We start from the raw sequence: 11,829 nt of genomic DNA, 5'->3' as shown, positions 1-11,829 counted from the left end.
TCGGCCTCGGGCCGGGGCTGAAGGAAAGGACAGTGCACATCATGAAGGGCTCTCATGCGTGACGTGAACGAGGACGCGGCGGCACACGCCGGACAGCGGGCGGCGGCCGAGTCGATCGAGCGGGGCGGCATCGGGCTCGGCGTGGACGAGCTGCTGGCGAAGGTGATGGCGGCAGGCGGCGCCGAGCAGCCCGGTGCCACCTCCACCCCGCTCCCGGACGTGGACGGCCTGGCCGCCGCCATCGCCGCCGCGGCGGGCCGCTATCTGCCCGCCGGGCACCTGTCGCCCGACGCCGACTTCTTCGACGCCGGGGGCAGCTCCGTGCACGCCGTGGAACTCGTGGCGGAGCTGGAGGGCGAACTGGGCGTGGAGCTGGACCTGGACGACGTGTTCGCCGACGCCCGCCCGATCAGCCTCGCCCGACGCTGGCTGGCGGCAGCCGGGGCCGAGGTCGCACCGGTCGCCTCGGAGGTCCCGTCGCTCACCGCCGCGGCGTACTCGGCGGGTGCGGCGATCGCCCCGTCCGCATCCTCGACAGCCACCGCCTCACCGTCCTCGGGCGCCTCGTCGGCCATCACCTCGCAGGTCCCGGGCGCACTGCCGCTCTCCGCCGCGGGCACCCTCCCGGCCACCACCCCGAGCACCCTCCCCATCCCGGCCCCCCGCACCCCGCCGACGGTGACGACCGTCCACCTCCCCGACGACAGGAAGGCCCCCTACTCCACCGCCCGCCGCGAGGACCTCGACCAGATCCTGGCCGACCTCGCCCTCGCCGACCGGCTGCCCTTCACCGCCGCGCCCGAACCGCTCCCGCCCCGCCGGATCCTGCTCACCGGCGCCACCGGCTTCCTCGGCAGCCACATGCTCCTCGACCTGCTGCGGCACAGCGACGCCCACGTCTACTGCCTGGTCCGCGCCGCCGACGAGGAGACGGCCGTGGCCCGGCTCGGCGAGGCACTGCGCGGCTACCAGCTGCCCTGGTCGTCGGAGATCCGCCGCCGCGTGACGGTCCTCCCCGGCGACATGCGGCGCCCGCACCTGGGCCTGTCCGACGAGCTGTGGCACACCCTCGCCCACGAGGTGGACAGCATCGTCGGCGTGGCGGCGGCCGTGGACTTCCTGCGCGGCTACCAGTCCCTGCGCGCCGGCAACGTGCTCGGCGCGCTGACCCTGGCCGAACTCGCGGCCACCGGCCGCCCCAAGCCGCTGCACCACATCTCCTCGATCGCGGTGTTCAACGAGGTCGGCATCACCGCGATGGGCGAGGACGACCCGCTGGCCCACGCCGACCGCCTGATCGCGGGCTACGACCAGACCAAGTGGGCCGCCGAGGTCGCCCTGCGCCGCGCCCGCGACCACGGCCTGATCGTCTCGGCCCTGCGCCCCGGCGGCATCGGCGGCCACTCCAAGACCGGGGCGTACAACCCGCAGGACCTCAGCAGCGGCCTGATCTCCGCCTTCGGCCGCTTCCGCACGGTGCCCGCCTTCCGCTACCTGAACGCGGCGCCCGTGGACTGGGTGAGCCGGGTCGCGGTCGCAGTCGTCTGCGAACCGGACGCGTGGGGCTACGACTACAACCTGACCGGTGTGCCCAACACCCTCGACGACGTCGTACGCGACATGGCGTTCGGCGGTATGCACGTGCGCGTGCAGGACTGGGACGAGTGGCGCACCGACGCCGTGGCCCGCCTCGAAGCCGACCCGATACCCGAACTGGCCTTCCTTGCCCGGGTGTTGCAGAGCCCCACCGCCCTCAAACTGTGCGAGGCGACCCTGAAGGGTCCGGCGGCCACGGCCGACCGCACGGCCGCGCTCGTCGACGCGCTCGGACTGCGGCCCGCCGCCCGCTACGACGCGCAGGCGCAGCTCAGGACATTCGAGCGGCTGGCCGGCGACGGCCTGGCCCGGCTGCCGCACAAGGACGACCAGCCCTACCTCTGGTTCGCCGAGACGACCGAAGGCCACGTCGGCCCGGTCAACGCCCCCGCCGACACCCCCTGTTCGATGGCGCTGACCCTCTCCATCGCGAGCATGTACCAGCTGGTCAAGGAGCGCCGGGTGGACGTCACCGGAGAGGTCACCTGCACCGCCGTACACGCCCAGCCGCTGACCGTCGAACGCGGTGACGTCTGGATCCGCCCCGAGGAGGGCATCCCGCACCAGCACGGACTCAAGCACCAACTCCTGCGCTACCGGCTGTCGTTGCGCGACGCGGACGGAGGCCGCTGGTGGCTGGAGGGCCACAAGTACGCCCGGGCCCGCCGCGACCTGTGGCGCCAGACCCGCGCCCTGACCGTGGAGATCGGCCGCGAGGGCGAAGCGGCGAGCCTCGCGGGCGAGGTGATCGTGCCCGCCGACTCCTACGTCCGCGACCAGATCGACGGCATCAAGGTCGCCCCGCACCTGACCGGCCAGGAGAAGCGGGCCGCCAAACTGACCTGGCTCGCCTGGTTCGGCATGGAGATGGGCCGCGGCCTCCTCGGCCCGTTCACCCGGGCCGCCGCCGACCTCCTTGACCTGCGCCGCACCCCGACCCCGACGGAGCACCACCGATGATCTTCAGGACGACGCCCCCCAGGCAGGTCCGGCCGGCACTGCGCAAGGTCAGGACCACCACGGCCCTGCGCCCCCTGCACCACCGCCTCGACCCGGCCACCGTCGAGGAGATCCCCTTCCACGCCACAGACGGCGTCCGCCTCGGCCTGACCCGCATCGACACCGGCGCCACGGACCGGCCCGCCGTACTGATCCTGCACGGACACACCGCATCCGCCGACATGTTCCTGCTCCCCGAGACCCGCAACCTCGTCGACACCCTCCTCGACGACGGCTACGAACCCTGGCTCCTGGACTGGCGGGGCAGCTGCCGCCTGCCCTACAACGAGACGGGCCAGCGGTACACGTACGACGATGTCGCCCTCCACGACATCCCCGCCGCCGTCTCCCACATCCGCCAACGCATCGGCGACCGCCCCCTGTTCGTCGTCGCGCACTGCATCGGCTCCCTCGCCCTGTCACTGAGCATGACGGCGGGACTCGTCCCCGGCCTGGCGGGCGTGGTGTCGCAGGGCGTGTTCCTCACGCCGAAACTCGCGGGCCGCACGTCACTGATGATGACGGTGGCCGGGGAACTCCTGAAGACCCGGATCGACCACATCCCGGTCGACATCCGCAAGGTCGGCCTGTGGTCGAAGTACACCCCGCTGTTCGCGCTCGCCGCCCGCAAGGCGACCTGCCCGGACCCCACCTGCCAGATCCTGCACAACTCGGCCTGGGGCACCGGCGCCTCACTGTTCGTCCACGAACACCTGACGGAAGCGACCCACGACCGCCTCGCCCACCTGCTGGGCCCCGCCCCGCTGTGGATCCTGCCGCACCTGCGCCGCATCGAACTGGCCCGCAGCGTGGTCCGCTGGCACGACACCGACCACCGCTACCAGGCCCTCCCGCCCAACGCGCTGGACGCGGCGGGCCGCATCGACACCCCCGTCCTGCTCCTGGCCGGCAGCGAGAACGGCCTCTGGCTCGACTCCCAGAAGCTCTGCCACGACGTTCTCGCCCACCGCCAGCCCCAGTTGGACGTGACGTACACCGAGATCCCCGGCTACGGCCACCTGGACACGTTCCTCGGCAGGGGCGCCGCCCTCGACGTGTACGGACACATCCTCGACTTCCTCGGCAAACGGCGGTGACGGCGGCCTGCGAGGGCGGATACCGTACCCGGCAGTAACGGATCGCATCGCAGGAGGCCACCATGGCGCAGCTCGAAGTCGCCGGCGCAGCACTGACGTACGACGACGAGGGCCCCCGCGACAGCGAGGACGTGCCCCTGGTGTTCATCCACGGCTGGACGGCCAACCGCCACCGCTGGGACCACCAGACGGCACACTTCGCCGAGCGGCGCCGCGTCATACGGCTCGACCTGCGCGGGCACGGCGAGAGCAGCGGTGCGGGGGTCCGTACGATCGCCGAACTGGCCGACGACGTCCTCGCCCTCCTCGACCACCTGAAGATCGACCGCTTCATCCCGGTCGGCCACTCCATGGGCGGAATGATCGCCCAGACCCTCACCCTCGCCCACCCCGAGCGGGTGGAGCGCCTCGTGCTGGTGGACTCCATCAGCCGCATGACCTACAGCCGTGGCCGGGGCCTGCTGATGGGCGCGTCGACCCTCGTCCCCTTCAAACTGTTCGTCGCCGCGAACATCCAACGCGCCTTCGCACCCGGCTACCCGCGCGACGAGATCCGCGCCTACATCCGCGCCTCCGCGGACACCCCGCGCGAGGTCGTCATGACCCTCTACGGCGCCATGCGAGCCTTCGACGTCCTCGACCGGGTCGGTGAAATCACCACCCCCACCCTGATCATCCACGGCTACCACGACATCCAACTCCCGGTGAAGCAGATGCTGCGCATGGCGAAGGCCTACCCGAACGCGCTGGTCCGCATCATCGACGCCGGCCACGAACTCCCGGTGGAGAAGCCGGCCGAACTGACCGCGGCGCTTGAGGAGTTCGTGACCGGACGGGGTTGAGACGCGGACCGGCGCGGACTACTGAGAGGCGGGCTGCTGGGCCGCCGCCGTCCCATACGGCCCCTCGGTCGCCTTCAGCCACTGCATCGAGGTCAGCCGTACCGCGAAGTACACCGCGGCCGCCGCGGCGACGATCTCCAGGGCGTCGGCCGCCATGTACTGCGTCACGGCCGCCCGGATCTCCGCGACGCTCTCGGCGTCCTCGTAGCGCCCTCCGGCGAACCGGTCGAACACCGTGCCGGCGACGAACAGGCCCCACCACAGGTTCACCGGCCAGATCGACATCCGGTACGGCTCGCCGTCGCCCGGCAGCGGTGTGGCGGCCGTCCACATGTCGACGGCGACGCGGTACGGCATCCAGAGGTTCGCCAGGGGGATGAACCAGGCGCCGACGGCCCAGCCGGGACCGTTGCGGAAACGGTCCGGCGCCAGCAGCCCGGTGTTGCGGCGCATCCGGAAGAACCAGACGACAAAGAGGATCGCGCAGGGCAGATACACCATGCCTTGAAGCCTGCCGGCCGTCTCGTACAGCGAGTACGCGGCGTCCAGTTCCTCCTGCGGAGCGGTGAGAAAGCCCTGGTCGTCGTCGATGAGCGTGTAGATCCGCGCGCCGACGAACACGGCGAACAGATCGGTGAGGGCGACGGCCGCGAGCAGCGCCGACACGGAGACCAGAAGGGCGCGCGCGGAACGCGGCAGCCCGCCCGGAAGCAAGGGACGCGGACGGAGCTCACTGGACGCGGACATGATGATGGCCCCCCACGGGCGAGAAGACGGAACGGCCCGCGGAAGATCGCGCGCTGACGCACGATACGCAATGCCATGCGGTCCCGTCCATGACAATTCCGCAGGTCGGGGCGGAGCGGGATGCCATATATATCGGTGCTCCACGCCACGTTGCTCCACTACTGTGCGGGCAGCGAGCGATCCACGAGGAGTCGAGTCATGCCCGGTCGTCCCAGCGCGCGTTGACGTTCCAGGCCGTTGAACGGCCAGTCATCGCGTGCCGCCCTTGATGTTGTGGCACGGCGAGCCTTCCCCTGCCCGAACCGCGGGTGCGCCTCTCGCGCGCCGGGTGACGGGCCTCGTTGCCGGCAGTCCGAGGGATCCCGTGCCGTCCGCTTCCTCTTCTTCCCCTGTTTCCGATTCCGATCGACCTGCCCCGTCGAACCTCTGGCGAAATGGCGATTTCCGTCGGCTCTGGCTGAGCCAGACAGCCTCCCAACTCGGCGAACACACAAGCCTGTTGATCCTGCCGCTCTTCGCCGTCCTGACACTCGACGCCGGAGCCGACCAGTTGGGCGTCCTCCGCGCGGTGGGCCAGGCGCCGACCCTGTTGCTCTCGCTCTTCGTCGGCGCCTGGATGGACAGGTGGCGAACCCGCACGGTGATGGTGCTGACGGACGCCGGCCGCACCCTGGTACTGGGCGCCGCCGCCACGGCCGGCCTCCTCGGCTTCCTCGGTCTGCCGATGCTGCTCGTGGTCGCCTTCGCCGTCGGGGCCCTGTCCGTGTTCTTCGACGTGGCTTACCAGACGTCTCTCGTACGGCTGGTGAAACGCGACCAGTTGGTACAGGGCAACAGCGCGCTTGAGGGCAGCCGGTCCGCCGCACAGATCGCCGGCCCCGCGCTCGGCGGCGCGCTGGTGTCCCTGCTGTCGGCACCGATCGCCGCCGCCTCCAGCGCGCTGTTCTTCGCGCTGTCGTTCCTGTCGATACGACGGATCGGGCGCCGCGAAACGATCCCGCAGACCTCGGAAGGCCACCTCGGCTCCGGTATCCGGCGGCGGATCCAGGAGGGCGTGCGTTTCGTCGCCAGCGACACTTCACTGCGGACCGTGTGCCTGGCCTCGGCCGCCTTCCAGTTCTCCTTCGCGGCCCTGATGACCGTCTACCTGCTGTTCCTGCCGCGCCAACTGCACCTGTCCGGCACCGTCGTCGGACTGGCACTAGCGGCGATCGGACCGGGCGCGCTCCTCGGCTCCATGCTGGCTGCCCGCCTGCCGAGCCGGTTCGGCTACGGCGTGGTGCTCGTGGCCGCGGCGGCACTCGGCGACGGCGTGCTTCTGTGCGTGCCCGCGCTGCATGGCTCCTCGGCGGTGACGGTTTCCGCGCTCCTGGCGATCAACTTCGTGTTCGGGACCGCCGGCCAGTTGGTGAATGTCACGGTCATGGCGGTGCGACAGGCCGTCACCCCGGACGGGATGCAGGGCCGTGCGGCCGCGACGATCACGTTCGTCGGCATGGGGATGAGCCCGCTCGGCTCGCTGCTCGGCGGATTCCTCGCGGGGGAGTGGGGGTTGCGCGCCAGCCTGGTGGCGGCAGCAGCGGGCATGCTGCTGTCCCCAGTGGTGATGGTCCTGTCCCCACTGGCACGCCTGGGACGGACACTTCCGACCGCGCAGGACCCGCCATCGACGACCGCACACGACAGCCGGGCCATATGAGCGACCATTGTGCGGTGCGCACGCGATCCGCTACGTCTTTCGACGGCGTGCGCTGATCCGCCGGATCATGGCGGTCGCGGCGAACCCTCCCGTGGGAGGGTCGAGTAGATAGACGGGCAGGAGCGAGGAGGCGCCTGAGAGTAGGGCGGGGCCGAACTCGCGGGCGGGGTTGGCGACTCCACCGGAGAGGGTACCGAAGGCGATGATCTGGATACCGATCATGGTGCCGACAACCCATGGGGTGAACGGGCCGAGTCTGTGGCTGCGAATGCCGATACCGGCGGCGGCGACGATGACGGACATCGTGGCGGCCTCGACCGCGGCGACGGCGATCCAGGACCAGCCGGGGGCGGGCCGGATGACGGCGTAGTCCACGGCCGGAGCGGCGATCATCGGTCCCACACCAGTCGGCCGACCGCGACCCCGAGGACCGAGCCGACCAATATCGTGAATAATCCGCAAAGTATGCAGAGTGTGCAAGAGCTGACACCGTCGATATGATCAGTGCGGAGGCAGGGGTCTCGTCCCGCACGTTCTTCAACTGCTTCCCGAACAAGGAGGGCGGCCTGCTGCTGGGACCGACGGAGGTGCCACCGGCTTTGGCCGTGGAGTTCGTCGCGGCCGGCGCCGCGTCTCCCCGGGATGTGCTTGCCGACGTGACCCGGATGCTCTTGCGGGAAGTGACGGACAATCCGCCCGAGCGGACGCTCATGCGCGAGGTCTTCGCGCTGGCGGACAGTCATCCCCCCCCGTACTGGCCGCGATGTTGGGCCGTATCGACGGATTTCAGAGGTCGATCGCCGCCGCGGTCGCCCAACGGATGGGGCAACGGCCGGAGGACGAGATGCCGAGCCTGATCGCCGCACTCGCGCTGACCGCCGTGCGCACCGGCCTTGAACGCTGGTCGCGTGACGTTCCGCAAAGCACCGCGGACGACTCTCCGATCCCATACGTCGAGCGTGCCGCGGCACTCCTGCGCACCCTGTCGGCCGACTGAGCCCCGTCTGGCCGCGCAGAACGCTTTCCCGTCGAGTGACGTCGGCACCGCCACCTCGGCCAACAACTTCTGGAACCGGGGCAGCGGATCACGGCGGTCGCCTCGAACTCGACACCGCCCCCGGGCAAGGCTGCACCTTCCGCCTGGTCCTTCCCTCAGCCGACGCCTGACGGGAACGTCGCTGAGGAGCCGTATTTCGGGCGCTCGGCTGTGCGCAGAAGGACGGACTCCGGCACGTGGCGAGTGCGGGGTCGACTTCCTCAACGGAGGGGAGTGGAAGGGCTGGACGCGGGCAGCCGTCCTGTCAAGAGCAGTACGTCGACGGCGAACGGATCCTCGCCGGCGGCCAGGGCCCGTCTGGCACGGCGCCGTCCTGCCATGCTCCCTGCCCACCCCAGCAGGAAGGCCGCGGGCACGGAGACCATGGCGGGGTTGCTCTGGCCGAACCACGCGAAGTCGGCTGTCGGGACGAGCGCCGTCGGGCCACCCGACACGGCGGGGGAGAACAGGTACAGCCCAACTGTCAGCGACGTTCCGGTGTAGACCGTCCACAGCAGCCCTGTCCGGTTGAACCGGCTCCAGTAGAAGGTGTACAGGAGGGCCGGGGCCACGGTCGACGCGGCCACGGTCGTGGCGAGCTGGGCAAGGAAGCTGGCGGAGTGGCCCTGGGCGATCACCGCGAGAGCGATGCCCAGGGCGCCGAAGAGGGCCACGGCGACGCGGGCGGTGATGAGTTCGTTCGACGGGCCTGAGCGCCTGTTCCGCGCAATGTGGTGGTGGGCATCGCGGGCGAGGGCGCCGGCCGCGGCCAGTGTGGTGCCGCCGACGACCGACAGAATGCACAGGAACAGGGCACAGGCGACGGCGGTGAAGAGCAAACCGCCGAGGCCGTTGTCCGCACTCCCTGTCAGGCTGCGTGTCAGGAGCATCAGCGCGCCGTCACCGTTCGTCTGGTCGCCGAAGATCTCCCGAGCGCCGATCCGTGCCGCGGCGGCGAACCCCAGCAGCACCACGGCGGCGCACAAGAAGGCGACGACACCCGCTGCGTACCGAATGGAACGTCGTGCTGTGGCGGTGTCCTTCATCGCATAGACCCGGTTGAGGACATGCGGCATGCAGGCGCTGCCCAGAATCAGCGCGAGCTGACCTCCCACGAAGTCGAGGCGTGTGGTGCTCCCGATGCCGATCATGCCGCCACTGCGCAGGTAGTCGCTCGGGTGGGTGCTGCCTTTGGCAGCGGCGTCGATCAAGGCGTCGACGTCTCCGTGGAAGGTCCAGACGACGGAGGCGCAGAGCACGAGCATCGCCGCCCCGACCAGCGTCGCCGCCAGCACCTGCACCGAGGTGAGCCCCTTGGCGCCGCTGAGCACACCGCAGGTGACGACCAGACAGCCGATCAGCACGGTGCAGAGCTTCTGGATGCCGATACCTGTGAAGCCGAGCAGAGAGGCGGTGACACTGCCCGCGGCCATCAGCTGGACGATCAGGAACGGAGCCGTCACGGCGAGAGTGGCCACCGCGGCGGCGATCCGGGGGGCCGTTCCGGAAGCCCGCAGTGCGAAGAGGTCGCCCAAAGTGCAGGCGCCGCTCAGCCGGATGGGCCGCGCGAGGAGAAGGAGCATCCCGAGGGACAGGAACATGCTGGTCGCCAGGGTGATGCCGTCGAAACCCGTGGTCGCCACCACGCCGGTGACGGTGAGCAGCAGAGAGGTCGACGTGAAACTGCCGGCCAGCGCCAGTCCGCCTTTCCACGCCGGCAAAGTCCGGTCGCCGGTGTAGAACTCGCGCGCGGAGTGTTCGTCGAGGCTGGAGAAGACCGTCAGGAAGAGCGTCAGCATCATGAACAGCATGAATCCGAGCAGGACATGACTGTCCCCGGGCGCGGCCACGTGCAGGGTTCCGTGGGTCATCGCGCGACTCCCTTGGCTGACCCGCCGGCGTCGGTCACTCCTGTGTCGTATTGCGCGTACGCCCACTGCCAGGGGTCCAGCAGACGTGCGCAGCGACGATCGAAGCGGCGGGCCGTTCCCAGCAGGACGGCCGCTTGGGCGAGGTAGAGCAGCAGTCCCACGGTCACCTGCGTGGCGGGCAGCCGACGGGCCAGCAGATCGCCGGCCGTCGCGCCGAGGACGATCGTGACGGCGAGGACGATCGCGTTGGACGTCAGGAAGGCCCGGTCCAGTCGGAACGCCTGTTGCCGCGCTTGCCGGAGAGCCGGCGGGCCACCGTGCCGGTCGCGGTCATCCCCGGGCGCGGGTGGGCGGGGTCTGTGACGCATCGGTCTTCTCCTGGTCGGTGGACGAGTGAGCGCTGAACGGATGCCGAGTCGAACGCCCTCGGGCAATGACGGCGCAGAGCGGTGTCACGCGTCGATGACGGGCTGTTCTGCCTGGTCCGCCGCCGGGACAGCGGCAGGGCTCTCGTCCTTGGACGCGTCCGCGGTCTGGCCGGGACGTGGGTAGCGCGGCAGCGCGAACGTCAGCAGAAGGCCGAGCAGACCCACGCCGAGCAGGGCGAACAGCGTCACGTCGTACCCGCCGGTCTGTTCGGCCGTGCGCTGCGCCAGGACCGGGATCAGGCCGACGCCCACCAGAGTGACCAGGCCGAGCGTCATGCCCTGGATCTGTCCGAAGTCCCGCAGTCCGAAGTAACGGCCCACCAGATAGGGGCCGATGGTGGATTCGGCGCCGATCACCGCGCCGAGAAGTCCCATGGACAGGAACAGCGCCCACTGCCCTCCCCGGGCGGCGAAGACCACGGCGGTGCCCACCACGAGGCAGAGCACGAAGGGAGCGAAGGCACGCGGGGCCTTCGAACGGTCGAGGACCACACCGGCGAGGAGTTGTCCGGCGATCGACGCCACCAGCAGGACCGATACCGACAGGGACACGTCCGCGGCCGAGTAGCCGCGGTCGCCGAAGAGGGATACGGCGTTCAGTCGCACGCTCATCGCCACGCCGGCGACCAGGACGAGTACGGCGGCCAGGACCAGCCACGCTCGTGTGCGCAGGGCGGTGGTGAAGGGCACGCCGGGCAGTTCCTCACGCACGGGAGGCTGTTGCGTATCGGTTCCTCCGTCGGTCTCTCGCGGAGCCGGTACCGGTTCGGAGAGCAGGAAGAGCTGGGCCGGAAAGACGATCAGCAGGATGCTCGCCGCCAGCAGCAGATACGTCGTCCGCCAGCCGAGACCGTCGACGGAGAGCTGGCACAGCGGCGCGAGGACGGCGCCACCCAGGCTGGACGCGGCGCCGATGAACAGGGAGTAACCCGAACCGCGGTGCTCGGGGAACCACTCGGAGACGACCTTGTAGACGACGCCCAGAATGGCGACGTAGCCGAGGAGGGTGAACGCCAACAGCGCCAGGAGGAGTTGCGCGGTACTCGCTCCGACGACGGCGACGACCGCGGTGGCGAGGGCGTACAGCGCGGTGCCCGGTACGGCGATGCGGCGGGCGCCCCATCGGTCGACCCAGCGCCCGGCGAGGGGGAGGACGAGTGGCGCGAGCATGGTCGGGACATTGAAGATCGTCAAGGTCTGCGACTGTGACCAGCCGAAGTCCCGGGCGACGGGTTCGACGAGGAACGTGGTGGTCGTGACGAGGGCGGCCGGGCTGAGGGCCATGGCCAGAGTGCACGCCGCAGCCGCCTTCCAGGCCGATCGTGGGTAGCGGCGGACGGTCGCGAGGTAGTCACGCAAGGCTGTCTTCGCGGAAGCGGTGTCATCGACGGGCCGCAAGGGGTTCGGGCCGGACCGGGTAACGGACATCAGCGTCCCTCCTCGGGTGGGCTGGGGGCGCCCGCCGTCGGTCTGGAGCTCGGCTCAGGTCCTGGACGGCGGCGCGGCGGCACGGG

The 11,829-nt window shown here is 70.4% G+C and carries 10 protein-coding genes; 5 read left to right on the top strand and 5 right to left on the bottom strand.

The genetic code is table 11. The annotated features are described in order from the left end of the window. Nucleotides 1-54 precede the first annotated feature (54 nt). From AC5DRG_RS02055 to AC5DRG_RS02045, 3 genes are all read left to right on the top strand, one after another. Nucleotides 55-2,556, top strand: a complete 2,502-nt coding sequence (locus AC5DRG_RS02055) for a thioester reductase domain-containing protein (RefSeq protein WP_491807604.1) — start codon at nt 55-57, stop codon at nt 2,554-2,556. Continuing rightward, nucleotides 2,553-3,692 (top strand): alpha/beta hydrolase, encoded by a 1,140-nt coding sequence (locus AC5DRG_RS02050; protein WP_491807602.1) that lies wholly within the window; start codon nt 2,553-2,555, stop codon nt 3,690-3,692. The genes AC5DRG_RS02055 and AC5DRG_RS02050 overlap by 4 nt, the downstream gene beginning before the upstream one ends. Before the next feature lie 62 nt (nt 3,693-3,754). Then, complete coding sequence (locus AC5DRG_RS02045) at nt 3,755-4,534, top strand: alpha/beta fold hydrolase (RefSeq protein WP_491807601.1); 780 nt, start codon at nt 3,755-3,757, stop codon at nt 4,532-4,534. An 18-nt stretch (nt 4,535-4,552) separates the two neighbouring features. Here AC5DRG_RS02045 and AC5DRG_RS02040 read toward each other — a convergent pair whose 3' ends face one another. Beyond that, nucleotides 4,553-5,281, bottom strand: coding sequence for a DUF4328 domain-containing protein (locus tag AC5DRG_RS02040; RefSeq protein WP_491807600.1), 729 nt, complete (start codon nt 5,279-5,281; stop codon nt 4,553-4,555). Nucleotides 5,282-5,645: 364 nt separating this feature from the next. Between AC5DRG_RS02040 and AC5DRG_RS02035 the strand changes: the two genes are divergently transcribed. Beyond that, the gene (locus AC5DRG_RS02035; protein WP_491807599.1) at nt 5,646-6,980 is read left to right on the top strand and encodes an MFS transporter; all 1,335 of its coding nucleotides are present in this window, start codon (nt 5,646-5,648) and stop codon (nt 6,978-6,980) included. Between the two features lie 30 nt (nt 6,981-7,010). Here the strand turns inward: AC5DRG_RS02035 and AC5DRG_RS02030 are convergent, their stop codons facing one another. Then, nucleotides 7,011-7,373 carry an aquaporin gene (locus AC5DRG_RS02030; protein WP_491807598.1) on the bottom strand — a complete coding sequence of 121 codons (363 nt, stop codon included), beginning with the start codon at nt 7,371-7,373 and terminating at the stop codon, nt 7,011-7,013. A 148-nt stretch (nt 7,374-7,521) separates the two neighbouring features. Here AC5DRG_RS02030 and AC5DRG_RS02025 point away from each other — a divergent pair, with 148 nt between their 5' ends. Then, complete coding sequence (locus AC5DRG_RS02025) at nt 7,522-7,977, top strand: acyl-CoA-like ligand-binding transcription factor (protein WP_491812944.1); 456 nt, start codon at nt 7,522-7,524, stop codon at nt 7,975-7,977. 260 nt (nt 7,978-8,237) lie between these two features. On the opposite strand, the gene AC5DRG_RS02020 is transcribed toward AC5DRG_RS02025, so the two are convergent. From AC5DRG_RS02020 to AC5DRG_RS02010, 3 genes are all read right to left on the bottom strand, one after another. Then, entirely contained in the window at nt 8,238-9,887 is a 1,650-nt protein-coding gene (locus AC5DRG_RS02020) for a sodium:solute symporter family transporter (RefSeq protein ID WP_491807597.1), read from the bottom strand. Further along, on the bottom strand, nt 9,884-10,255 hold the full coding sequence (locus AC5DRG_RS02015) for a hypothetical protein (protein WP_491807596.1): 372 nt from the start codon (nt 10,253-10,255) through the stop codon (nt 9,884-9,886). The genes AC5DRG_RS02020 and AC5DRG_RS02015 overlap by 4 nt, the downstream gene beginning before the upstream one ends. 84 nt (nt 10,256-10,339) lie before the next feature. Further along, nucleotides 10,340-11,743 (bottom strand): MFS transporter, encoded by a 1,404-nt coding sequence (locus AC5DRG_RS02010; protein ID WP_491807594.1) that lies wholly within the window; start codon nt 11,741-11,743, stop codon nt 10,340-10,342. Nucleotides 11,744-11,829 lie beyond the last annotated feature (86 nt).

Source organism: Streptomyces sp. JLBG701 (genome assembly GCF_058544905.1).
This window is presented reverse-complemented; position numbering and strand designations above follow the sequence as displayed.

Bases quoted from the DNA above. Each gene is read 5' to 3' on its own strand.
- AC5DRG_RS02055 (WP_491807604.1), top strand. From the start codon at position 55: ATGCGTGACGTGAACGAGGACGCGGCGGCACACGCCGGACAGCGGGCG.
- AC5DRG_RS02050 (WP_491807602.1), top strand. From the start codon at position 2,553: ATGATCTTCAGGACGACGCCCCCCAGGCAGGTCCGGCCGGCACTGCGC.
- AC5DRG_RS02045 (WP_491807601.1), top strand. From the start codon at position 3,755: ATGGCGCAGCTCGAAGTCGCCGGCGCAGCACTGACGTACGACGACGAG.
- AC5DRG_RS02040 (WP_491807600.1), bottom strand. From the start codon at position 5,281: ATGTCCGCGTCCAGTGAGCTCCGTCCGCGTCCCTTGCTTCCGGGCGGG.
- AC5DRG_RS02030 (WP_491807598.1), bottom strand. From the start codon at position 7,373: ATGATCGCCGCTCCGGCCGTGGACTACGCCGTCATCCGGCCCGCCCCC.
- AC5DRG_RS02020 (WP_491807597.1), bottom strand. From the start codon at position 9,887: ATGACCCACGGAACCCTGCACGTGGCCGCGCCCGGGGACAGTCATGTC.
- AC5DRG_RS02015 (WP_491807596.1), bottom strand. From the start codon at position 10,255: ATGCGTCACAGACCCCGCCCACCCGCGCCCGGGGATGACCGCGACCGG.
- AC5DRG_RS02010 (WP_491807594.1), bottom strand. From the start codon at position 11,743: ATGTCCGTTACCCGGTCCGGCCCGAACCCCTTGCGGCCCGTCGATGAC.